General features: G+C 38.3%; 20 protein-coding genes. 6 read left to right on the forward strand and 14 right to left on the reverse strand.

The window, feature by feature from the left end; genetic code table 11:
* Nucleotides 1–70: 70 nt before the first annotated feature.
* The 7 genes from AC27GZ_RS02115 to AC27GZ_RS02145 form a co-directional block, all read right to left on the reverse strand.
* Nucleotides 71–673, reverse strand: a complete 603-nt coding sequence (locus AC27GZ_RS02115) for a hypothetical protein (RefSeq protein ID WP_487093226.1) — start codon at nt 671–673, stop codon at nt 71–73.
* Nucleotides 674–830: 157 nt separating this feature from the next.
* On the reverse strand, nt 831–2036 hold the full coding sequence (locus AC27GZ_RS02120) for an alginate export family protein (protein WP_487093227.1): 1206 nt from the start codon (nt 2034–2036) through the stop codon (nt 831–833).
* A gap of 50 nt (nt 2037–2086) precedes the next feature.
* A complete protein-coding gene (locus AC27GZ_RS02125; protein ID WP_487093229.1) occupies nt 2087–2962 on the reverse strand; it encodes an ABC transporter ATP-binding protein in 876 nt (291 codons plus the stop codon).
* A gap of 10 nt (nt 2963–2972) precedes the next feature.
* Nucleotides 2973–3920, reverse strand: a complete 948-nt coding sequence (locus AC27GZ_RS02130; RefSeq protein ID WP_487093819.1) for an ABC transporter permease — start codon at nt 3918–3920, stop codon at nt 2973–2975.
* A 116-nt stretch (nt 3921–4036) separates the two neighbouring features.
* Nucleotides 4037–5422 carry a CmpA/NrtA family ABC transporter substrate-binding protein gene (locus tag AC27GZ_RS02135; protein WP_487093230.1) on the reverse strand — a complete coding sequence of 462 codons (1386 nt, stop codon included), beginning with the start codon at nt 5420–5422 and terminating at the stop codon, nt 4037–4039.
* Nucleotides 5423–5774: 352 nt separating this feature from the next.
* Complete coding sequence (locus AC27GZ_RS02140) at nt 5775–6413, reverse strand: ANTAR domain-containing response regulator (RefSeq protein ID WP_487093231.1); 639 nt, start codon at nt 6411–6413, stop codon at nt 5775–5777.
* Nucleotides 6414–6606: 193 nt separating this feature from the next.
* A complete protein-coding gene (locus AC27GZ_RS02145) occupies nt 6607–7305 on the reverse strand; it encodes a PilZ domain-containing protein (protein ID WP_487093232.1) in 699 nt (232 codons plus the stop codon).
* Between the two features lie 301 nt (nt 7306–7606).
* Here AC27GZ_RS02145 and AC27GZ_RS02150 point away from each other — a divergent pair, with 301 nt between their 5' ends.
* The gene (locus AC27GZ_RS02150) at nt 7607–7966 is read left to right on the forward strand and encodes a hypothetical protein (RefSeq protein ID WP_487093233.1); all 360 of its coding nucleotides are present in this window, start codon (nt 7607–7609) and stop codon (nt 7964–7966) included.
* A gap of 154 nt (nt 7967–8120) precedes the next feature.
* Here AC27GZ_RS02150 and AC27GZ_RS02155 read toward each other — a convergent pair whose 3' ends face one another.
* Nucleotides 8121–10934, reverse strand: coding sequence for a bifunctional aconitate hydratase 2/2-methylisocitrate dehydratase (locus tag AC27GZ_RS02155; protein ID WP_487093234.1), 2814 nt, complete (start codon nt 10932–10934; stop codon nt 8121–8123).
* 509 nt (nt 10935–11443) lie between these two features.
* Here AC27GZ_RS02155 and trhO point away from each other — a divergent pair.
* Complete coding sequence (gene trhO / locus AC27GZ_RS02160; RefSeq protein WP_487093235.1) at nt 11444–12460, forward strand: oxygen-dependent tRNA uridine(34) hydroxylase TrhO; 1017 nt, start codon at nt 11444–11446, stop codon at nt 12458–12460.
* 144 nt (nt 12461–12604) lie between these two features.
* Here trhO and AC27GZ_RS02165 read toward each other — a convergent pair whose 3' ends face one another.
* The 4 genes from AC27GZ_RS02165 to AC27GZ_RS02180 form a co-directional block, all read right to left on the reverse strand.
* Complete coding sequence (locus tag AC27GZ_RS02165; RefSeq protein WP_487093236.1) at nt 12605–13087, reverse strand: potassium channel family protein; 483 nt, start codon at nt 13085–13087, stop codon at nt 12605–12607.
* An 88-nt stretch (nt 13088–13175) separates the two neighbouring features.
* Complete coding sequence (locus AC27GZ_RS02170; RefSeq protein ID WP_487093237.1) at nt 13176–13928, reverse strand: substrate-binding periplasmic protein; 753 nt, start codon at nt 13926–13928, stop codon at nt 13176–13178.
* A gap of 71 nt (nt 13929–13999) precedes the next feature.
* A complete protein-coding gene (locus tag AC27GZ_RS02175) occupies nt 14000–15922 on the reverse strand; it encodes a DNA topoisomerase III (RefSeq protein WP_487093238.1) in 1923 nt (640 codons plus the stop codon).
* Between the two features lie 68 nt (nt 15923–15990).
* Complete coding sequence (locus AC27GZ_RS02180) at nt 15991–16815, reverse strand: hypothetical protein (RefSeq protein ID WP_487093239.1); 825 nt, start codon at nt 16813–16815, stop codon at nt 15991–15993.
* 271 nt (nt 16816–17086) lie between these two features.
* Between AC27GZ_RS02180 and AC27GZ_RS02185 the strand changes: the two genes are divergently transcribed.
* The 3 genes from AC27GZ_RS02185 (at nt 17087) to AC27GZ_RS02195 (ending at nt 21789) form a co-directional block, all read left to right on the forward strand.
* Nucleotides 17087–19291: a molybdopterin oxidoreductase family protein gene (locus tag AC27GZ_RS02185; protein ID WP_487093240.1), complete on the forward strand. Its 2205-nt coding sequence runs from the start codon at nt 17087–17089 to the stop codon at nt 19289–19291.
* An 89-nt stretch (nt 19292–19380) separates the two neighbouring features.
* Nucleotides 19381–21303 (forward strand): DmsC/YnfH family molybdoenzyme membrane anchor subunit, encoded by a 1923-nt coding sequence (locus tag AC27GZ_RS02190; protein WP_487093820.1) that lies wholly within the window; start codon nt 19381–19383, stop codon nt 21301–21303.
* 78 nt (nt 21304–21381) lie between these two features.
* Nucleotides 21382–21789, forward strand: a complete 408-nt coding sequence (locus AC27GZ_RS02195; RefSeq protein ID WP_487093241.1) for a hypothetical protein — start codon at nt 21382–21384, stop codon at nt 21787–21789.
* 15 nt (nt 21790–21804) lie between these two features.
* Here AC27GZ_RS02195 and AC27GZ_RS02200 read toward each other — a convergent pair whose 3' ends face one another.
* Both AC27GZ_RS02200 and AC27GZ_RS02205 read right to left on the reverse strand, forming a co-directional pair.
* A complete protein-coding gene (locus AC27GZ_RS02200; protein ID WP_487093242.1) occupies nt 21805–22182 on the reverse strand; it encodes an HsmA family protein in 378 nt (125 codons plus the stop codon).
* 41 nt (nt 22183–22223) lie between these two features.
* Complete coding sequence (locus AC27GZ_RS02205; RefSeq protein WP_487093243.1) at nt 22224–24119, reverse strand: beta-ketoacyl synthase; 1896 nt, start codon at nt 24117–24119, stop codon at nt 22224–22226.
* A gap of 151 nt (nt 24120–24270) precedes the next feature.
* Here AC27GZ_RS02205 and AC27GZ_RS02210 point away from each other — a divergent pair, with 151 nt between their 5' ends.
* A complete protein-coding gene (locus AC27GZ_RS02210; protein WP_487093244.1) occupies nt 24271–25308 on the forward strand; it encodes a GlxA family transcriptional regulator in 1038 nt (345 codons plus the stop codon).
* Nucleotides 25309–25316: the final 8 nt, after the last annotated feature.

Consider the following 25316-nt stretch of genomic DNA (forward strand, 5'->3'; position numbering starts at 1 on the left):
CTAAAAAAGCCAATCGTAATTTTACGATTGGCTTTTTTGTTGTCTAAAATTTAATATCTGTTAAATATATTTAATCAGTATAACCCCATGGGGTTACCGGCTGACTAACAGTGTTGGTTAGATCAAAATCAACCTGAAATTCACGGCCAGGTCGTGTGAGACGGTAGGTAAATTTATCTGGGTATATATACATCTGCCAGGTATTTTCCATTGATTTGGGGATAGCTAAAGTGACAAATAATTCTTTAGAATACTGATCGGCTGGAAATGATTGCACTTGTGGCCAACCCCTATCAACTGTATGGCCTCCATACATAGTAGATTCATCGCTTGAACCATCTTTATGGCGATGATCATGCTTTAAGCTTAATCCGCTACCTGTTTTGGTGATAATCCAAGTACGTGATGCGTTATCTCCCACATGAAAGGGTATTTGTAGCTCTGTCTCTGTGCACTTTCGTATATGCATGACTAACTTGCTGGTAGTAAAATCACTTGGCGGTGCATTATCAACGATAATTTTACCTTCAAAAGATTTACCACAAAGAGCTTTTAAACTGTTAAAAAAAGCATCTTGGCTTGGTATGGACACTAAGGGGGCTTGTGCAAATATGCTATTTGAAGCCAAGATTAAAGCCGCAAATATTGTTTTTCTGAAGTTAAAAATTTTCATAACATGCCTATCAAAGTCACTAAAATAAAAAAGTGGATACAGGTAACTTACCTATATCCACCATAGTGACATGACTTTACTCAAAGATTAAATAATTTACTAGTGAGTAGAGGGATTTACCCACGCGTAAACCTTCATGTAAAGTGTTTAGTTGTCATTAAAACTTAACAGTACCCCATACCCAAAGCTTATCAGTGTCTACTTTACCTGCACCAGCATCACCAGCAGAGTATGAAGCGAACTTAATACCTGCAGAGTAGTTCTTAGTAAAGCTCTTTGTATATACGGCATTAATTTCAGAGCCTAAATCATCAACAGTTGCTGATGATTCATCAGCATCAAATTTGTGATAAATAACAGACCACTTACCACCACCAAGTTTACCGCCAACGCTTGCGTATAAATCTGCTAAACCTTCTTTAGGTGTTGCTAAAAATTGGTCACTCCAACCGTTGAATTTATGAAGTGTCGCTAATGGTGTAGAAAAACCGTACATGCCATCATCTGAGCCTAGTAATTCATAACCAAGTTTGATACCTATGCCTGAAAAAGCAGTACCTACTTCAGCAGAAAGGTAATCAGCAGTATAACTGGTTGTCGCACTGTCAGAGTCTTGCGTTGCATACTCTATGCGGTAAGAAAGTTTGCTCTCACCTATAGATGCTGAACCATCAAAGCTTAAACCGTATGTGTCTAAACCATTTTCAACACCGTTATCCACTTCTAATAGGTAGCTATAAGCAACAATTTTACCAACAGAAGTTTTATATGAAGCATTAATCAAGTGATCTTTAGAATCGATATCTTTAGCTTCAGCAAAGATTCTATTACGCTTGGTGAGGTAACCATATTGTAAGCTTAAGTTTTTGATTGGCTCATAGGCAAACGTTACACCATCAAACGTTTGTCTATCTTGACGCCAGCCAACATGACCCACGTACCTATGGTTGTCCATAGTAATCACTTGACGACCTGCTTTAGCGGCAAAACCACCGTTTTTATACTTTAAGAAGAATTGATCAAATTCTGTAGTTTCTGGATCGGCAATAACAGAGTGATCGGTATTTTTACCTAACGTATTGTTGTAATCATCAATACCTAATACATTACGTGAATCTTCAAATTCAACTAATGAAGAAAAGCCTGCAACACTGCCTGTAGTGTAAGTTAAACGTGTACGCAACGTGAAAGCATCAGCGTCTTTTAACGCGTTATCTTGAGATACTGTTTCGTAACGTAAGTTTAAATTAGCACTGGTTTTACCGTTGATTAGCGCTTCTGTAATTGACTCAGCTGATGCGAGTGAAGAACAAGTTCCTGCTAACACAGTAGCCAGACATAAAGCGATTTTCTTAGGTGTCATAAGTTAATTTCCTTAATATTTAATGTTATAAAATGCGTTATTAATGTTTGCTAAACTTGGTTAGCAATTTGTTTTTGTTGTTTTGTTGTTGTCACTTTCTTTTCTGAAATATTTTCTACTTTACGTTGTTTCTCATAGAGGAAGGTTAAAACCTCAGAACGTAAGCGGTTATATTCCGTATCTTTCGCCAGTGCTAACCTGTTACGAGGACGCTCAAGGTTAACATCAAGAATTTCACCAATAGTTGCCTCTGGACCATTGGTCATCATCACAATTCGATCTGAAAGCAATACCGCTTCATCAACATCATGCGTGATCATAATTACCGTGTTATTTAGTTCATTTTGAATTTCCATTAATGAATCTTGCATATGAGCACGTGTTAATGCGTCCAATGCACCAAAAGGTTCATCCATTAATAGCACTTCTGGTTGCATAGCTAGTGCGCGAGCAATACCAACACGCTGCTTCATACCACCAGATATTTCATCAGGGCGCTTGTGCATCGCATGATCCATATGAACTAGTTTTAAATTGTGCTCAATCCAGTCTTTCATTTCAGCTTTTGACATGGTTTTGTTGAAAACCTGTTTCACTGCAAGCTCGACATTTTGATACGCCGTTAACCATGGCAATAATGAGTGGTTTTGAAACACTACGGCACGTTCAGGGCCAGGTTCATTAACTTCCTTATTTTTAAGTAGTACACCACCTGTTGTTGCTTGATGAAGACCGGCAACAATGTTTAAAACCGTTGACTTACCACAACCTGAGTGACCAATCAGTGAAATGAACTCACCCTTTTGTATCTGTAGATCAACTTCTTTAAGTGCGGTAAAGCCACCTGTAGGGGTTGGGAATACCATGTCGATTTGGCTGATGTTTAAAAATGCGTGTTCTGCGTTATCTGTGATTATTGAAGTCATAATTATTTCCTTAAGCGTTTACGCTTGATTTATCCCAAGAGACTTGTTTCTGTAGTAACAACATAAGTCTGTCTAATAAAAAGCCAATAAAACCGATAACGATAACTGCTGCCATAATTCTCGCTAGTGAATCAGAGCTGCCGTTTTGAAACTCATCCCAAACAAACTTTCCTAAACCAGGGTTTTGTGCCAACATTTCTGCTGCAATTAATACCATCCAAGCAACACCAAACGATAAGCGCATACCGGTAAATATCATAGGAATTGAAGCAGGTAAGACAATTTTTTGAATATGTTTTAATGTTGGTAATCTCAATACTTTACTTACATTAAGTAAATCACTGTCGATAGACGCAACACCAATTGAGGTGTTAATAACCATTGGCCATAAGCTACATAAGCTCACGGTGATCATCGAGGTTAAAAATGATTTCGATACCATAGGATCATCAGATACATACAATGCACTGACCACCATAGTAACTAACGGTAACCAAGCCAAAGGTGAAACCGGTTTAAATACTTGTACTATAGGGTTAAAGGCTGAATTTAATCGTTTACTTAAGCCCATCCAGATACCTAATGGAATAGCGATAACTGCGGCGACTAAAAATCCTGCGGTCACGGTAAACAAACTAGTAAATATTTGATCTACAAATGTTTCCTTACCAGTATACGCTCTGATTTTTGCTACATAATCAGGGTTTTTAGCTATTTTAGCTGCATTTCTTTTTTCCTGACGCTCATAAAATGCCTCAGCTTTTTCTCTTTCTGTGACATGCTCGTCATATAAAGAAGAGAACTGTTCAACAACAGCTTTTGGCCCGGGAAAATCACCTAAAGAGGTATGGATACTTTGTGCGGTAATTGTCCATAAAAACAAAAATATTGTGATACCTATAGCTGGAAGTAGCATCAAATCTGTGATTTTAAGAACTGTACTTTTAAGTGCTTTCATTGTCCGCTCAGTGATTGTTGAATGAGTTATGTTTACTGTTGTTGAGTTCATCTTCTTTTTCCTTTAATGGTCACCAGTTGGTGATACCAGCCCAACTAAGGGCTGGTATACATACCCTAAAGCTTTTGTCCTTTTTTCAAACCGATATCAAATTTCTCTATGTATGCATTTGGTTTTGTACCGTCATAAACAATATCGTCGATAAAGTGTTTTTGAGGGGCTTTAAAACCAGTTTCAGTTGCAAAATCAGGGAATTCGTTAGCTGGAATAATTTTCTCTGCGATAAGTGATTTAGCTGCTTTTGTGTAGATATCTGGGCGATATACTTTGGCTGCTAAGTCTTTGTACCATTGGTCGCTTTTATCTTCAGAGATTTGGCCCCAACGACGCATTTGCGTTAAGTACCAGATAGCATCTGAGTAGTATGGGTAAGTCGCGTTGTAACGGAAGAATACATTGAAATCAGGTACTTCACGCTTATCACCTTTTTCATATTCAAAGGTACCCGTCATTGAGTTAGCAATTACGTCGTAATCTGCACCAACATAGTTAGATTGAGAAAGGATTTTTACAGCTGCAGGACGGTTAGCATTGTTATTTTCATCTAACCATTTAGCTGCACGAATCATAGCGCGAGTTAAACGAATCGTTGTGTTTGGATATTTTTCTGCAAATTCAGCAGTAATACCAAATACTTTTTCAGGGTTGTCTTTCCAAATTTCATAATCGGTAACAACCGGTACACCAATACCTTTAAATACGGCTTGTTGGTTCCATGGTTCACCTACACAATAACCGCTAATAGTACCGGCTTCCATGGTTGAAGGCATTTGTGGTGGAGGTGTTACAGATAATAATGCATCAGCATCAATTTGACCTGAGCTATCACCTTTGTGTGGTGCGTAATAACCTGGGTGAATACCACCAGCAGCTAACCAATAACGTAATTCATAGTTATGTGTTGATACTGGAAATACCATACCCATTTTAAATGGCTTACCTTCAGCTTTTAATTCATCAATAACTGGTTTTAATGAATCTGCTTTAATTGGATGAACAGGTCTGCCATCAGCCATTTTAGGAATGTTAGGCTTCATTTTCTTCCAAACTTCGTTTGATACGGTAATACCGTTACCATTTAAGTCCATTGAAAATGGCGTAATGATATGTGCTTTAGTACCGTAACCCATGGTTGCTGCAATAGGTTGACCCGCTAACATGTGCGCGCCATCTAAAGAACCATCAATTACACCGTTTAATAATACTTTCCAGTTCGCTTGTGCTTCGATGGTTACATATAGACCTTCGTCTTCGAAGTAACCATTCTCATAAGCAATAGCAATAGGTGCCATATCCGTTAATTTAATGAAACCAAATTTTAGTTCTTCTTTTTCTGGCTCACCCAACTCTTCACTCAAGGCAACACTGCTTGCTGACAAGGCAACTGCAATACTGAGAGAAGCACATTTCAACACAGAAGTGATTGATTTTGTCCAATTCATTATTAATTCCTTATAGGTATTGATAAAAGTTAAAAAAATTCAAAAAAAAACGCCCACCAAATTTCTACCCAACTGGGTAGATTTTTAGTGAGCGCCATTGCTCTTTAATGCTTAACATATTGTTTTGCATTATCTAGCAGCGCCGTTGCTGCTAGGTTTGTATTCGGGTACTTTTATCGCCGTTGATAAAAATAACTATTTGCTTACATGCTCTTTACATTTAATGTGCCAACTTTCAAAGTTATTGTTTTATATGGCTTTTTTAATATTTATTCATTTAACTCAAATAAATAATCAACCAATTGATGCACAAAAATAATCAAATGCACTATTTGAGTTCATACTCTATTAATTAGTTAGTTGATAACATGGTATGCACTTCAATAATGCTTTTTGCTACTTCTACCAATGGGTTACCTTGGTTCATAGCCATTTTCCGTATTAAGTCATACGACTGCTGCTCTGAAAGCTGCTTCTGCTCCATGATAATGCCTTTGGCTTTATCAATATACTTCCTGCTTTCAAGTTGATCTTTAGTGCGCTTTAACTCTTTTCGTAAAGATTGCTCTGCTTTAAAGCGCTCATTGGCTACAGAAATAATGCTTTTCAAGCGCTGAGGAATCATTTCACTGACGACATAAGCACTGACGCCTGACTCTATAGCGTGTTTGATCAAGTTTGGGGAATCATTTTCAGCAATTATAATGATAGGCAGTGGTAATAACTTATTGATATCAGCAAGTGTTGCTAGCATTTTTTCACTAGGTAAATCAGTGGCTAGAACCAAAACATTAGGCTGGAAAAATGTTATTTTATCAATAATATCAACATCTAAAGTTGCATGATGAACAATATTATAACCAAACCCAATTAAGGTTTTTTTTAACAAGGAACTACTAGTCGCACGTGATTCGATTAAAAGTACATCACCAAGTGTCTTTTCTTGGTCGATATGACTAGTGTCATTAGTTTTCCCTTTTGAAAAACTCATTTTCTTTAACCTAAGCCTTTTTATTCAGACCGAAATCATTTAATGAATATGACAATACAAAATTCAAGCCAAAAAGAAATACACCTATATAACAATAACTTAATATATTTATTGGCTGTTATTTTGGAGAGTTTGCACTAAATCAGAAAAACTCGCGTGCAAAAGTGATCGAATCAGGGCATTAACGGCATTATTACAAGCATTCAATAAACAAATGCACTAACAAACGCTCAACGTCGGTAGAGCTAGTAATAAATTGATTGCCCAGGGTCATTTTGCCATTTTCATAACGCTGATTACATACACGTGCAGCTATTTCTAACTCCCCTTCTATCGGGCTTTGTATGGTTAACGTTAGCGCTTGATTATCGAGGTTTGAAAGCTGTTCATCGGTTTTAAATGAAAAGCCACAACCGCGTGGTGAAATATCAACAATAATGCCGTTAAATTCCGGCAGTATGCTGAGTAAATCTGTACCTGCAAATTTTAATTTAGTAGGTATATGTGCTTGAGTCCGAGGATAGCGACGTAGTTGTCGATTATAAATATGTAATGGGTATTCAATGACAAGGCACTTTTCAGGAAAGTCCGCAATGGCCTTAATGGTTGAATCAAAAGAAAGACACTCTCCCTGCTCTTCTTCACCTTCCTCTGCAGGTTTTGTATAGCGAATAAAAACCGACTTACCAACGGCTAACGCTTCACTGTAGTCATGGGTTCTAATACCTACTGGGAACTTTAAAATAATATATTGACCAAAGGCATAACCGATAAGAGGCAGTTTTAAGCGGACATTATCTAATTGAGCAAGTTGCACGTCGAGCAATTGACCCGGCAACAATTCAAAAATATTCGTTGCCTGTGTATCTTTTTTAAGTGAAGTGCTAGTCATAATATCCATATATTACAAAAGGTAAGTACCCAGAATACTAAACAAGTCAGTGCATAATGGCAAATTGTGTTGATTGTTCCATTATCGAGTTTACTTATCATTTTAACCATATTGATTATGTCAATTATCTGAAGAGATAATGTAAAAGTATTGATTCAACAATAAGAAGATAAACCTTGTGTGCGTATTAAAAATAAATTGTCGTTATAATTGTCTAACTATAAAAGCTATACTTGAATAAGGGCAAAGGCATTGCTCTTAAATAGCGTTAAAGAATAGCGTTAATGTAATTGGAGTATTTATGAACAGAGTCACTCATTTGGCTATATTTTCTTTCTTATCACTCTCTCTGTTCAGCTGTAGCAGCTTGACCAACACAGAAAGCAAAAATAATGATACTAGCTGGGATTTCGATCATCAGCTTCAGTTTAAACAATCTACTCTTGCTGATAAACACTATCAATTAGAAGTGATCCCCAATAACAAAATTGGCTTTCAACGACTTGCCACTTTTTTACTGCGAAAATCTTATAACCTCTGTGGTAGCTATTATTATAAACTTGAAATGATTCAAGGTATTGAAGGCTTTGACGACAAACGTGCCATGCCCAATTATATACATCCTTCGCTCATTGCTAAGGTGGAATGTCAGAAGGATTAGGGCGTTTTAGCTAGAGGGAAACTAGCAGAGAAAAAGTTAAGCTGAAACCAACTGTATTAGATAACAAATCATTAAATATAAGAAAGGGTTACTATATTTCATAGTAACCCTTTTTTGATATCAGTTTTTTATATAACTATTTGAAGTAAATCGCTTAGCTAGGATCGGCAATTTTAACAGCAGCGGCTTGAGAAGCCGGTGTTGTCATCGCTGTCGTAGGTGGCGCAAAACGAGTTAAATCAATGCCATCAACTGCAGAAGCGTACTCATCCATAGTAGGGAAGCGACCTAGAATTGTAGAAAGTACTACAAGCGGCGTAGAACCAAGTAAAGACTCACCTTTCTTCTCAGCACTATCTGCAACAACACGACCTTGGAATAAGCGCGTTGAGGTAGCTAATACTGTATCACCTGGTTCTGCTTTTTCTTGGTTACCCATACACAAGTTACAGCCTGGACGTTCTAGGTATAAAATGTTTTCGTATTTAGTACGAGCTTCACCTTTCGGGTTAGTATCGTCGAATACGAAACCTGAGTATTTAGATAAAATGTCCCAATCGCCTTCAGCTTTTAACTCATCAACAATGTTGTATGTTGGTGGAGCAACAACTAATGGTGCATTAAACTCGATTGAACCATTTTGTTTTTCAAGGTTACGGAACATTTGCGCAATAATTTGCATGTCACCTTTGTGAACCATACAAGAACCAACAAAACCTAAATCTACCGGACGGTCTTTATAGTATGAAACTGGGCGAATTACATCGTGCGTGTAACGCTTAGAAACGTCTTCGTTGTTTACATCCGGATCAGCAATCATAGGTTCAACAATTGTGTCTAAGTCAACAACCACTTCTGCGTAGTACTTAGCGTTTTCATCTGGTGCTAATGCTGGCTCTTCACCAGACTTAATACCTGCAATACGCTTATCAGCAAGTGCAATTAAGCCAGCTAATGTACCTGCTTCATTTTCCATACCCTTGTCGATCATAATTTGGATACGGCTCTTAGCAAGCTCGATAGACTCAATTAAGGTTTCGTCATTTGAAATACAAACAGACGCTTTTGCTTTCATTTCAGCAGACCAGTCAGTGAATGTGAATGCTTGGTCAGCTAATAAAGTACCAATATGCACTTCAATTACACGGCCTTGGAAAACGTTCTCACCTTCAAATTGCTTAAGCATTTGTGCTTGTGTCGCGTGAACAATATCGCGGAAATCCATGTGCTCAGCCATTTCACCTTTGAAGGTAACTTTTACTGATTCTGGAATTGGCATTGCAGACTCACCTGTTGCCAGTGCAATTGCTACCGTACCTGAGTCAGCACCAAAAGCAACACCCTTAGACATACGTGTATGTGAATCACCACCGATAATAATCGCACGGTCATCAACTGTAATGTCGTTAAGTACCTTGTGAATAACGTCAGTCATTGAGTGATAAACACCTTTTGGATCACGAGCAGTGATAAGACCAAAAGCGTTCATGAATGCCATTAACTTAGGTGTGTTTGCTTTCGCTTTGCTATCCCAAACAGATGCTGTATGACAACCTGATTGGAATGCACCGTCAACAAGTGGTGAAATTGTAGAAGCTGCCATTGCCTCAAGCTCTTGGCACGTCATAGGGCCCGTAGTATCTTGAGAGCCTACAATATTGACTTTAACACGTACGTTAGAGCCAGCGTGTAGAGAAGCTTCTGACGCAACACCCACAGCATTACGGTTGAAGATTTTCTCAACAGCCGTTAAACCTTGGCCTTCGTGTGAAATTTCTTTTGATGCTGCATAAACCACTGGAGCTTCAATACCTAAAGCTTGTGCCGCAAACGTTTGTAATTTCTTACCGAAGGTTACTGCATATGAACCACCAGCTTTCATAAATTCTTGTTTTTGCGGTGTGAAAGCCGAAGATACGTCAACAAGTTCTTTGTCGCCGTTGTATAGTTTCTTAGCCTTAGTATCGATAGTTAAAACAGTACCTGTTGCTACAGAGTATGCTTCTTCTAATACTGGGTCGCCATTAGCGTCAGTAACAGTATTGCCGTTTGCGTCTACTTTCTTAACCCAGTTTTTAAGGTCAAGACCAATACCACCAGTTACGTCAACTGTTGTTAAGAAGATAGGTGCGATACCGTTAGTACCAGCAACTACAGGTGCAATGTTGATGAATGGAACATAAGGACTTGCTTGTTTACCAGCCCAAAGTGCAACGTTGTTAACACCAGACATACGTGATGAACCAACACCCATAGTACCTTTTTCAGCGATAAGCATTACTTTCGCATTCGGGTGCTTAGCTTGAAGCGCTTGAATTTCTTCTTGTGCTTCTGGTGTGATCATACATTTACCGTGTAATTCACGGTCAGCACGAGAATGAGATTGATGACCAGGAGAAAGTAAATCAGTTGAGATATCGCCTTCACCAGCGATATAAGTAACTACTTCAATTTTTTCTTCAATTTCCGGTAATTTAGTGAAGAATTCAGCATTGGCATAGCTTTCTAGCAGATCTTTAGCAACTGCATTACCAGCTTTGTATGCTGCTTCTAAGCGGCTTGTGTCAGCATCGTATAAAAACACTTGAGTTTTTAATACGTCAGACGCAGGTGATGAAACTGCAGCATCATCGCTTAATGCAAGGTCAAGCAGTACTTCAATAGAAGGACCACCTTTCATATGAGAAAGTAATTCAAAAGCAAACTCAACTGAAATTTCTGCAACAGTTTCTTGACCTAAGATGATTTCTTTTAAAAATTTAGCCTTTTCACCTGCAGCACTTGTGGTACCCGGTAAAGTGTTATAGATAAAGAAGTTAAGCGACGCTTCTCGCTCTGCATTGTCTTTATCTTTAATTTGTTCGATGATTTCTGCTAATAGCTCAGCGCTATCAATAGGCTTTGGAGCTAAACCTAGCTCCGTTTTGCGGTTTTCAATTTCCGCTAAATATTCTGAATACAGGCTCATTTGATACTCTCTCTTGCTAGTGAAGATGCTAATAACAGGGTATTAGCTGGATAATACTTTTGCGCCCATTCTACCTGATTTTCAATTCACTACTAATCATTAGATTAAATAAGCACTATTCATGTAAGTTATGGGAAATAGAAGCAATAGTTATAGTGCTTATACCAGTTGTATTTCTTTGCTATAACTGGCAGCTAGAACGATTCTATTTTCCATAACCTTTTTATCGTTATAAAGTCTAGCTGGTTAGTTCTCTATTGCCAGCTATATTCTCGACTATCTATTAACGTCAATAACTATATGAAATCTTTTCATTTCGATAAATAATTAAATAAACTTCTGTGCAATTAGCATTTCTAATTAGTTAGGTATTACTGTAGTTGAAATAACATCATTAACCACAGTGTCGGGTCTTTTTCTTATCATTTGGCTCATAATTCTGTTAGAATCCGCGCCTTATTAATCTACAGCACTGGATTTACGTTCCAGTTCGTTCAATGGAGAACATAATGACATTAGCAGAACAAAACTCAACTCAAACAAATGATACTGATAATATTGTTGTTTGTGCCCTATATAAATTCGTTCGTTTACCGCACTTTGAAGCGCTACGTGATCCTTTACTGACTAAGATGACCAGTCTTGACGTTAAAGGAACACTATTGTTAGCAGAAGAAGGTATTAACGGCACGATTGCTGGTTCAAAAGAAGGTATAGAACAAGTGTTACACTTTCTTGCTGAAGAGCCAAATTTAGATACTATTTCCTATAAGTTATCTTATAACGCAGAAAATCCTTTTCACCGAACTAAGGTAAAGCTTAAGAAAGAAATTGTTACCATGGGTGTTGAGGGCATAGATCCAAACCATGTCGTTGGAACCTACGTAAAACCAAAAGATTGGAATGCCCTAATTTCAGATCCCGAAGTATTACTGGTTGATACACGTAATGATTACGAAGTAGAAATAGGCACGTTTAAACACGCAGTAAACCCCAATACAGAAACATTTCGCGAGTTCCCTGACTACGTCAAAAATAACCTAGATAAAAACAAGCATAAAAAAGTTGCTATGTTTTGTACGGGTGGTATCCGCTGCGAAAAGTCTACCGCTTATTTAAAAGAGCAAGGGTTTGAAGAGGTTTATCACCTAGAAGGCGGTATTTTAAAATACTTGGAAGAAGTACCTAGCGAAGAAACCTTATGGCAAGGTGAGTGTTTTGTTTTTGATGGTCGCGTTGCTGTTAATCATGACTTAGAGCAAGGCCAATACGATCAATGTTACGCCTGTCGTTTTCCAATTACTGAAGAAGAAAAGCAAAGTGAGCACTATGTGAAAGGCGTGAGTTGTCATCGTTGCCACGATAAGGTAACAGAGCAACAACGTCAACGCTACCAAGAGCGTCAGCGCCAAATTGACTTAGCTGAAAAACGTGGTGAAAAACACATTGGCGGTGAAATAAAAACGTTAATCAAAGAACGTCGTCAAATCAAGTCTGAGGTAAAAGCTAAGCAAAGTAATCAGTAGACTCACTGCTATTTGCTATTTACTATTTACATCATTTGTTATGGCTTATTGCTCTCAAGCAGTAAGTCATAACCTATAATCATTTATCCCTATCAGCACTGCATTTTCTGCATTTAGTTTCAATATCATTAGTTAATATACAATTTATTTAGCCGTAGAAAGTGCTGTTAATTTTTCTTCAAGTTGTTTTAATTGCAATTGAATTTTTTCATTTTGAGCAATGATTTCATCATTTTGCTTACGCAGCTCTCTATTTTTAATATTGGTATCAGCAAAGCCAAATATTTTATTGGCAAAAATAGCGCCTGCGCCCCCTAAAATACCTACCCCTAAAATAAACATCACAAACACGGCTATACGGCCAATTAATGTGATTGGATAGACATCACCAAATCCTATCGTTGAAGAAGACATAATCATCAACCAAACAGCATCAGCATAGCTTTGTACCGGTGAGGAAACGGCTTCAACTTCGGCTATATAAGCGATATAGCCAAGACTTAGGTTAAGTGCTGTAAATACTACAAAGGAGAGAAATGCTATTGTTCTGTATTTGTAGTTTTTAATACCAAACTCATCAATATGATAAAGATTACTTTTATCCATCGTATTTCGCAGTAATATCATGTTATTGCTCTTTGTGTTAAATAAAATTGATTATACGTTTTCATCACAAAGAATAAATAGCATTCCATTTCAAAATACCATGCGTAAACTATTGTTCCAGTCGTTTTCTTTGAATTGAGCCTATGACACCGCTTTCTCTTAATCTAATCAGCGCCTCAGCTATTTTTTCTTTGTAATTGATAATGTTAGCGTTTTTGGCGATAGCAATGTAACTATTCACCGCTTTGCTGTATTGGTAATCTGCCAAGGAAAGTTTTTGGGCATATTCTTCAGTAGTTAATAAAGGAGTAATAGACTCTTCCCGCTCCAAAAAAGTATCAATACGACCTCTCAGTAACATTTGCACTAATTGCTCTCGAGAGGTTACCGCTATTTTTGTTAATGAGCTGTCATTATCAAAACGTTCAAAGTAACTTGTTCCGCGAATAGTGCCTACCGTTAAGTGCTGTAAATCTTCAAAACGATTAATTGTTAATTTTTTCGATGATAAGGTGAAAAACCTAAGTGGAAGTTGTTGAGTATAATACGGAGGCTCTATGAAAAATAAATGTTTTTCACGCTCAGGTAACTTTTTAATCCCAATCACCATATCCGCCTTCCCTTGACTGACCAACGATAAACAACGAGCAAAAGGACAGCGAATAAAGCTAGGGGCTAACTCTACAGATTTCGCCAATAAATTAGCGACTTCAATGATTTCACCCTTAAATTTACCCTGCTCAATACTGGCATATGGCGGTTCAATATATGTGGCTACTTTTAACTCCGCTTTACTTTCAAATGCATAAGAATTAAAGCAAAGCATTGTCATGAATAAGGTGAGAAAATATTTCATATTCATCAGTATAACTCACTTCATGAGTATGTCATTTATTCGTTTTTATACCGACACTAATGACTGCTTCACAGCTATTAAGCGGCAGACTTTTTCTTTGCTCTTTTTTTAGTAAATTTTCGTTTAAAATCAACCTTAGGTAAACCATTAAAAGTGATAGCTTTTATATCGGTAACCAGTTGCACTAAATTTTGCTCTACCCTTGATATAAAAGATTGATAACTTAAGGTCTTAACACTGATAGATTCAAGTTGAGACTCCCATAAAGCCGTTCTATCGGGTAATGATATTTGCGCTGGAAGGTGGTTTATTAACTCAGTGCCAATAGTAGTAGCCCGGATAGTTTTTCCTTTTCTTGTTAGAAAATCGCGCTTAAATAACAAATCTATAATACCGGCTCTTGTTGCATCAGTACCTAATCCGTCAGTATCTTTTAAAATTTTACGAATACTGTTATCACTGACGAAACGTGAAATTCCCGTCATAGCACTTAATAAGCTAGCATCGGTAAAAGACTCTGGAGGTGAGGTGTGCTTTTCAATTAACTCTGCTACATGGGTATGCAACACTTGTCCTTCTTTGAGGTGAGGAAGCTTTTCATGACTTTTTGCTAAGTTCTCTTCACTTAAAAACAATACTTTCCAACCCTGTTGTTGAACGACTTTTGCTGACGTAGTAAATAACCCACCAGCAATTTTCACCATAACTTTAGTCTGCTGATAGGTATGAACAGGATAAAACTGAGCTAAATATTGACGCACTATTAATAAGTAAACATTTTTTTCAAAAGGGTTTAATGTAATGTTATTAGCCGATTTTTCGGTTGGAATAATGGCATGATGAGCAGTAATTTTTTTATTATTCCACGCTTTACTTTTTATACTGTCATCAGCACTTCTCGCCTGTTTGCTACAAGGTAAATCGGTATCAATCAGGGTTTTGATAATAGCCTTTGCTTGTTTATATTGATCCTCTGGTAAGTAACGACAATCCGATCGTGGGTAAGTAATTAATTTATGTTTTTCATATAACGCCTGGCACACATCAAGCACTAACTTTGCATTCATAGAAAATTGTTTGGCTGCTGAAATTTGCAAACTTGATAAATTAAACGGTAAAGGTTGATTTTGCTGCTTTGACTCAGTAGTAATACTTTCTACAATTGCCGCTTGATGAGTAATTCTTGTCACGACATTTTCAGCTAACCCTTTAACTAAAACCCGTCCTTCTTCATCACAATATGGTTGGCATGCCTCACTAGGCTGCCACTTTACGGTAAATGAGTCTTGATGTTCTGCTTGTTCTTTATCTGCGCTTAAATGCGCAAGTACCTGATAAAAAGGCTTTGAAACAAAATGAGCAATTTCTTGCTCCCGCCTAACCACCAACCCTAGTACCGGAGTTTGCACTCGACCAATAGATAGCACATTATGATACCCCTGCTTTTGCCCCTGCAAAGTGCATACTCGGGTTAAATTAATGCCATAAAGCCAATCTGCCCTTGAACGTGCTAATGCCGAAATTGATAACGGCATAAAGTCTTGATTGCTTTTCAATGATTTAAGTGAACGTTTCACGGCTGGCAAATTTAAGTCGCTAATCAATAGACGCTTAATGTTAGCCTTTTTACTTTTTGAAACTTTAAAATAATCAATCACCTCATCAATTAGTAACTGACCTTCGCGATCAGGATCACCCGCATGAATGATCTCATCAGCTTGTTTTACTAATTTGCGTAGCGCCGATAATTGCGCTCGGGTTTTACTGATTGGCTTTAACTGCCATTTTTCAGGAATAATGGGTAAAGGGGCTAACGACCATTTTTTAAGATTAATATCATAATCTTGCGGATCGGCTTGCGCTAAAATGTGTCCAATACACCAACTCACTACATCGCCATTAGCAAGTTCAATATGCGTTTTATGATTTTTATGCGGTTTCGGTAATGCTGCAGCAATAGCACGACCCAAACTAGGCTTTTCCGCTATGTATAATTTCAATACGAGTTTTTATTTACTAAACATGAGATAAAGCATAGCTCAAACACTGTTTTTATGTACAGTATAATTTATCGTTTTTTTACTTGTACAGGTAATACTTTCTCCTGAACCCTTTTCATATGTTCACGAAAACTGCGATCAAACTTACTTTCACCACACGCAAAACCTGAACTTGAAGCCTCTACAGGGCTCCCTAAAAACTGTTTACGCTCAATTGTGCAATAGCCATTGTCATATTTAGTGATGGAAATGCTATCTGAGGATTTCGTTGTTCTTTTTTCTTTTTCTTGCTCAGGTGTTAACTGAACGTTAGAGTGCGGCACAGGTATTTGCTCGCCATGCATCACTGAAGGAGATCTAAACTGTTGCAGGGTTGATAGCTCTTGAGCAATGCTTTTTTCACTAATTGAAGTTTTCAAATTTTCAAGTTGCTGATACGCTGAAAAACTTGCGCTAACTGGCGCTTTCACTTCGGAATCAGGTTGAGCTTTTGACGGTGGCAACGAATTTAATAATGCTGAGGTTTGTAGTTTTTTTTGTGTATTTTTAACAGCGACTTTTTGTTTTGTTTTCGTTGTTGATGTGACATTATCATGCTTGCCTACTTCTAATTTTTTTTCTGTATTTTCAGTGACTTCTGCAACTGGCTTAGTTACCTCAATCGATTTTTTCGGCAGTTGATATAAATAACTTTTGATTGCTTTTGTAGGCGTATCAAGTTGAGAAATTTTCGGGCTTTGAGACATAAAAAGTAGCGCAATAACTAAAAATAAATGCACAACAAGAGACAAAAAAATAGTTAAGGAATGTTTTTTAAAGCGTAGAGATTTATTCTCAACGGGTATATCCCTTAAAACATCCCTTTCAGCCACCATTCCATCTAACACAAACATACAACCTTTTAGTTTAAATTCGACGTTAAACCTTTATTGATAAGGTGATAAATAGACACTGCTTAATTGAATTGGTTCAGCTGCAAATTTAAAAGCATGCGCACCAAAATAGAGCGATTATACTATACTAGAGCAAAGCTGTTTGTTCCAACCACACCAAACGATTGAAATAATTATAAAAATTAGTTGGACTGAATATTGCTTGAATAAAGAAAAAATATAAATAACGTTTAGTTAAATTTACTTAAAACCATTAGAGAAAGGCTCGTCTATGTTGTTTGGACGCAAAAATCGTAAACCTATTACAATCCCAAGCAAAAAAGTGCAAGAATGGAAATATACAACTTGTAATTATTGCTCTACTGGCTGCTCGATTGAGATTGGTTTAAACGAAGATAAAAAAATTGTCACCACTCGTGGTCATGCGGGTGCTGATGTTAACCGTGGTAAACTTTGTATAAAAGGCTTATTAGAGCATGAGCTTTTTGAAAGTCCTGGCCGTGGCACCGATCCACTTATCCGTGACAAACACTACGATAAGTTTGAAAAGACCACTTGGGATAACGCCCTAGATACGACAGCGAATAAAATCAAAGAAATCCAAGCTAAATACGGCCGAGATTCATTCGCTATTATCTCAACAGGTCAGCTATTAACCGAAGAGTTTTACACCCTAGGTAAACTAGCACGTGGTTGTATTGGCACAAATAACTACGATGGCAACACAACCTTATGTATGGCGTCTGCTGTCAGTGGTTATAAGCGCTCATTTGGTAGTGATGGCCCTCCAGGTTGTTACGATGACTTTGAACACACTCATTGTTTTATGGCCTTTGGTTCAAACTTACCTGAGCAGCATCCTATTATTTACTGGCGCTTAAAAGAAGCGTTAGAAAAACGTAAATTCCCATTAATTGTGGTTGATCCGCGTGTCACCATGTTAGCGCAATTTGCTGATATACACTTACCAATTACTCCTGGTACAGATTGTGTTTTAATTAACGCTATGATGCACGTAATCATCAATGAAGGCTTACAAGATCAAGCCTATATTGACGCACACACTCAAGGCTTTGAAGAAGTAAAAGCTTTAGTGCAAGATTATGATCCAAAATCAGCACAACATATTTGTGGTATCGACGAAGATAAAATTCGCACTGTTGCACGCCTTTATGCGAAAGCACCTGCAGCAATGAGTATTTGGACCATGGGTATTAATCAGTCAACTCACGGCTCTGACGGTGTGGCTAACATTAATAACCTCAACCTAATTACCGGTAATATTGGTAAACCAGGTGGTACTTCGTTATCTATCACGGGTCAATGTAATGCCATGGGTACTCGTGAATGGTCATCTTGTTCAGGTTTACCTGGCTATCGCTATTTAGAAAACGAAAATGACAGACAAGAAATTGCTGACTTTTGGGGCATAGATCCTGAGTTTTTCCCGAAAAAACGTGGTTTAGCCGAAACAGATATCTTCCCTGCTATCGAAACAGGTGAAGTTAAAGGTTTATGGATTGTCGCAACCAACCCAATGACTTCAATGCCGAATACGCCTCGTATTCGTAAAGCACTTGAAAAGCTCGATTTCTTAGTTGTGCAAGATGTTTACGAAGACGTAGAAATGAACCAGTATTCACATGTTTATTTCCCTGCGTCAGTATGGGCGGAAAAGCAAGGCTGTCATACCAACACTGAGCGCCGTGTAAACCTAATTGATCGCGTATTACCCCCTTATGCTAACTCAAAGCCTGATTTTGATATTTTCAATGAAATGTCAAAACGCTTTGATAATGGTCAACTGATAAATTTCCCTGAAGAGCCTGAAGAAGCCTTTAATGAAATGAAGCAGTTATCTAAAGGCAAAAACGCTTACGGTAATGAAAGAACCTTAGATATTTCAGGCATGAGCTACGAAAAAATCATCAAACAACGTGGTATTCAATGGCCATACCGTGATGATGCCGAAGACTCAAAAGGTGATCCGCGTTTGTATACTGATGGTCAATTCCAAACACCATCAGGTAAAGCTAATCTGATCCCTATTAAGTTTTTCAACAATAATGAGCAACCTTGTCAAGACTATCCATTTTGGTTAAACAGTGGCCGTGTTGTTGAACATTTCCATACCCGTACTCGTACCGGTAAAATTGGAAATTGTAATAAATTTAGCCCAACGCCTTATATGGAAATGAACCCTGATGCGGCTGCCGAACTAGGTATTGAACATCAAACTTACGTTCGTTTAACCAGTCGCCGAGGTGATGCGGTTGTACTCGTGCAACTAACGCAGCGTGTACCTCGCAACATGGTATTTATTCCATTCCACTTCCATGACTGTGTGAACCGTTTAACCTTGGGTTTATTAGACCCGCATTCTCGCCAGCCTGCTTTCAAACAATGTGCAACCCGCATTGAAAAAGTAGATCAAGAAGAGGCCGCCCGTTTAAATGTTGAACGTCGCGAATATTAATACGGCAGATAAGGTAGTAAAAGATTATGAGTAATGAAATAAAAAACGATTCAGCCGTTCAAGATGTACAAAGCTTTGATCCATCAACTATGTCGATAGGAACAGAGCAAGAAGGTCGTTCTAACCACTGGGAAGTACGTACTCAAGAGCAAGAGTATGCTTACTTGCCGGATACTGAAATTAAAGAAACAAATCGCTATGGGCAATTAATTGATCTTGTTGATTTAACCGGTCAAGAAAAAGATCGCCCTATGTTTATTAACGAAAACCCTGAGGTTGGCTCTAACCCTAATCGTAATAAACAACATGGTTTCTTCTTCACTGCAGACAACTGTATTGGTTGTCATGCCTGTGAAGCTGCTTGTTCAGAGAAGAACGAAAACCCCTCTCATTTAGCTTTTCGAAGCGTAGGTTATGTGGAAGGTGGTTCATACCCTGACTACAAGCGTATGAACATTTCTATGGCATGTAACCACTGTGATGATCCTGTCTGTTTAAAAGGCTGTCCTACGCGTGCTTATACTAAACACGTAGAATATGGTGCAGTTTTACAAGATCCTGAAACTTGTTTTGGTTGTGGTTACTGTACTTGGGTTTGCCCATATAACGCACCACAACTAGACCCAGTAAAAGGTCAAGTGTCTAAATGTAATATGTGTGTTGACCGTTTAGAGGTTGGCTTAAAACCAGCTTGTGTATCAGCTTGTGTGGGTAACGCGCTTGATTTTGGTGTTATTGAAAATACCCCAAAAAATCGTGAACAATGTAAAACAGAAATTCCGGGCTTCCCAACACCAGAAATCACTCATCCAAATATTCGTTTCCAACAAACGAAAACCATGCCGGATGAAATGAAGCGTACTGACTCTATGCCGGTTAAATACCACAAAGATAGTGAAGGTAATTACAAACCAGTAATCGATCAAAAAGCTGGAAAAGCAAAACATTGGAATTTCTCACGCTTAAACTCGCGTGAAAACCCATTAGTATTATTCACGCTATTTGCTCAAGCAGCGTTAGGCACTTTTGCTATTCCGTTTATCGGCGCATTATTTGGTATTGAATCATTCACTCGTTTTGTGAGTTCTGATATGTTTTTACCACTGGCGGTTATCGCGTTAGTAATGACCAGCTTTGCGTTATTAATGAGTGTGACTCACTTAGGTAAGCCAATGCGTTTTTATAGAGGCTTTAATAACTTACGATATTCACCTATGGCACGCGAAGGTTTTGGCTTAGCCATGTTCAGTGCAGGCTGTGGTTTAACCGCTTTATTTGCCCTACCAAGTAATACTTGGGCTGTTGAGTTTATTCAGCAGTCTGTTGGCTTAAATATCGCAGAAATGACGGCAGGGTTGCCTTTATCAGGCTTAGTAATGGCTGCCGGTATTTTTGCACTGATTGCAGGCGCTGGTGGTTTATATTACATGAATAAGTGTTACCAAATTAAGGCCAGACCTTTTTGGAATCATTTACAAACAGCCACAGCCTTCGTAGGGAATAGTTTATCATTAGGTTCATTTGTAGCGAGTGTAGTAGTACTTAGTACACTTACTGTTATGGATATTGCCATCACTGAAGCGGCACTGGTATTTGCAAGCACATTTACTTTAGGCTTAGTCATAGAAGCTATTGGTTTAATCATTCATAATCACGACTTAAACCGTAGTGAAAATGAAGGCGGAGCTGCGCATTACGTTCAATGCACAACCTTTGGTAAAACCTACTTGTTCCGTAATTGGTTATTAGCAGTTAATATTGTTGCAGCTGGCGCTTTATTAGCACTTCAAATCGCTGGTTATGCTAGCACTACCTTGGTATTTGCTTGGTTAACAATCGCACTATTGAGCTGTTTTACCGCCATGATAGGTCGCGCATTGTTTTATATTTTAGTGATACCTACTACAATGCCGGGTGCATTCTTCTGGAAAAACAAAAGTTTTGAAGAACATGCGCGTGATACTGGTTTAGCAGATAACCCTGCGACAGGTGTTGCACCACTAGCACATTAATTATTAAGATAAACTCATACAACTATACTCAGTTATACCTTGTATAACTGAGTATTTTTTTAACCTGAAAATAACATCATGCTAAATTCAATCAATGACACTTTAAACAAAACCTGCTTAATTGGTTTAACGTATTTTACTGAACAAGGTGAGCAGCTAAAACAAAATATTCTCGCAGGCCGCGTGATCAGCGTTGATAGTGAAATGGGCATCACATTAGCGCTTGCTAACAGTGATGAATCACCATCAAAAGAAGCCGCTAATTTTATTTTGCCTACCAATTTATCTTGCTGGTTTAATGCCCCAAAAGGTGAGTTTCATACCAGTCAGAAAGGGGTAAAAATCGTCAACCCTGACTATTTAGTAACTTGGGATATATACCAAAGTAAAACACCGCAAGGGGATGTAGGAAAAGCACAATCTACCGATGGTGAACAACAATGGTGGCAGTGGTATCCTAGAACAGAGCCACCTAATGTCGGCTAATTAGATCTAAAAAAATTAAAGGCGTGAAATGCCTAAATATAAACCTGAGACATAAGAAATCATCCAGAAGCTCCACACTATAACGCTAAAACGGTGGAAATTTCTTTGCAGGTTAACATCATCTTTCCACATCGCCCAAAACGCCCAGCAAAAGTGGAAAATCATTAAAAATAACCCAAGAAACCCTGAAATAGAGTGCGCGGTGAAAATAAGGTGACCAACATGCAAATACATTAGTAATGTGCCTAGCGTGTCGGTAATTACACCAATGCCAAACATCACCAAATGCCATTTTTTCAGTGTTTTATGTTTAAAGTCATCCCATATACCAATTGAATAAAAGATCAGCGCCACAGTAAAGAAAATGGCGCCCCAGAAAATTAATGGTGTCATAAGATAAATAAATTATTTAAAGAAAAAATACAGTAACTAAACTACACCATATCAGTAAATGGATTGCTCGTTGGTAGAGCAACGGTGTGCTTAAATTCAGCAAACGATAATTGACCATCATTAATATCAATAGCTGACTCATCGACTAAACCATCGCCAAACTTGTAAATAATATCAAACTGGCCGTTATTGGCGTTTGCTCGATAAGCATTTTGCGCCTGTTCCACTATCGCTAATTTTTCTTGGTAGGCTTGCATTGCGGCTTCACCATAACGTTTAGTCATCATGGCTAATGTGACTTTCGGTGAAAAAACAGCGGCCGTTGCGTTATTACCACCAAAGCCTTTTGAATTAATAAAGGCCACATCCATGTCATGACAATGCCAATGATCGGTAGCGATATTTAAACGGTCACCGTATACATCATCCGCTACTTTATCTATGGTGGTAACGCCCGGCATAATATTGTCATTAAAAATACCTAATGCCATGGCCATTTGATCGCCACTCGCTGGACCGATGGTGTGACCAACAAAGGCTTTTGGTGCAGCAACAGGCCAGTCATTAATATCAAAGCTAGTGGCAATGCGATCATAAATTAACGATTCAGTTACACGGTTTTGCGGTGTACTTGAGCCATGTGCTAATACAAAACTGCGCTTTTGTAGTGCTTCTTTACCTAAAACACTCTGCGCTAAAGACACCGATTTCGCCATGGTAATATAGTTACCCGGTCCAGGTGCGGTAATTGATTTTTTATAGCCATCTGCATTAACAAAAACATCTGGAACAGAAGCCATAATATTGGCTCCCATCTCTAATGCTAAGGCATCATCCATCAAAACAACAAATTGTGCACCTTCACCAATGGTAAAGCCACAGTTGTCACCAAATGGGCGACTGGTACGGCGGTGATCAGCGGTGTCACTATTGTCTAATTTCTTTAAAGCTTCTTCATTGGCTAAAGCACTCATATTACCAAAGCCTTCGATGACTTCTGGCGTGATAGGGGCTTCTGCACTACCCACTACGGCGACACGAATTCTGCCCGCTTGTATATCTTGTACAGCTGAACGTAAGTTATATAGAAACGTTGCACAGGCACCTGATGAAGAAAATGTAGTACCGACATTACCCGTAACATAGGCATTAATAAAATCAGTCGACATAGTGTTTAAGCCTAGTGCTAGCTGCTTAGTGCTAACACGCGAGCCCGCTAATCGACTTTTTAATAGACCACCTAAGCCTTCTTGCTGCATTTGACCAGCAACCGAGGCTGAGTATGTTCCTACTTCATCGGGACTAATTATGTCTAAAATAGTGTCCCATTCAATGCCTGTTGAACGAATGGCATCCGTCGCTGCAAAAATGGTAGCTTGTAAACCACGAGGTTGATAACGGCTGTTATACAAGGCACCCGGCTCAAAACCTGTAGGCATTTGTCCTGCCGCTTTAATTGGGTTATCACGATAGGCATCATGAGAAATAGTTAAATGCTCAGGTATTTCAACATTCACTTTACCGTTACCTAAGTCAGTAACTTGCCAAGCATGAGGCAGTGGGTGTGGTAATTCTTTGGCACGTAATTCAAAAGAGATATTTTTATCGATCGGCGTTACATGCATTTTTTGATGCCAATGCGTTGCATCAACATCAAAGTGATTTTTCTCTATTTTGCGAATTAAGGTCCCATCGAGTATTTGCTGGCCAAACTTTGCTTCAATGTCTTTGGCTGCAACAATATCACCATGTTGATCAACTAATTGACCCTCTTGCAAAGACACGAGTTTCATCAAACTTGCTAAACCGACAAAAGTTTCTTCACGCGCTTGTGCATTAATTTTATCAATAACAATACGGCGAAAACCTTGGTGAAATGAAGTGCGGCCAGCGGCATTAATACCACCCATACCGATAACAACAGGTAATGAAGTCATGCAAAAAACCCTAAATACAGTGTTACTAACGTAACAAAACAGTGAACAATAAATCTAATAAGGCCATTCTATAGCGAAGAAAACAAAAATAATAAGCCAAAACAGCCACAAAATATGCCATAATAGCCAAAAATAGTTATTTATATCACTTATGGCAAAAGATAAAAGCGAAGAAGCTCAATCCCAGCAATTGCGTGTAGGATTAATTATTTATCAACATGTATTAGCGACAGGATTAACCCTGCCGTTAGAAATGTTATTAGCAGGTGAAGCATTCGCACGCCGTTACGAAAGATCGGCCATCAGGCTAAACACGCAATTTATCAGTCAAAATAACAAAACGGTTACCTCTCGTGCTGGCTTACATTTTTTACCTGATATCACCTTAGATAATTTTGATGATTCTGAGCATGACTTACCTGACATTATTTTGGTGCCAAGCTTATGGCGAAACCCTAGGCCGGTACTGAAGAAGCATACTAAGCTTATCAAGTGGTTAAAGCATTGTTGGCAACAAGGATCAACCTTATTGGCTGTTGGTACTGGCGTTTGTTTTTTAGCAGAATCGGGCTTACTTGATAACCACAGCGCCACAACGCATTGGCATTATGTTGAACAATTCAAGCGAGACTATCCAAAAGTTGAGCTCAAACCTGACTTTTTCATCACACAATCTGAGCGAATTTACTGCGCTGCCAGTTTAAATGCTTTGGCTGATATTATCGTCCACATCATTAGCCAAACATATGGCCGAGCCGCAGCACAAAATGTTGAACGTAATTTCTCTCATGAAATAAGAAAACCTTATGAAGAACAACGTTACTTAGAAGGTGCTGTAGACAGGCATCCTGATGAGCTTATTGCCCAAATTCAATTTTGGCTACGCACTAATTTAAACAGTGATATCAGCTTAGCTGAATTAGCCGAGCAGTTTGGTTTAAGTCAGCGTTCCTTTAGTCGCCGCTTTAAAGTTGCCACAGGTATTCGTGCTACTGAATATTGGCAACAACTTAGAATAGAAGCGGCAAAAGATTTATTAGCATCAAGTAATCTATCAATACAAGAGATATCTGATCATGTAGGCTACCAAGATCAGGGACATTTAACGCGTTTATTTAAAAAAAGCTTATCTTTAACACCAAAAGATTATCGCGCTATGGTACGTAAAAAACTCTTTAGTCAAGCATAAGTTCAAAA

The sequence above is a fragment of the Colwellia sp. SU-HH00943 genome, assembly GCF_057546125.1.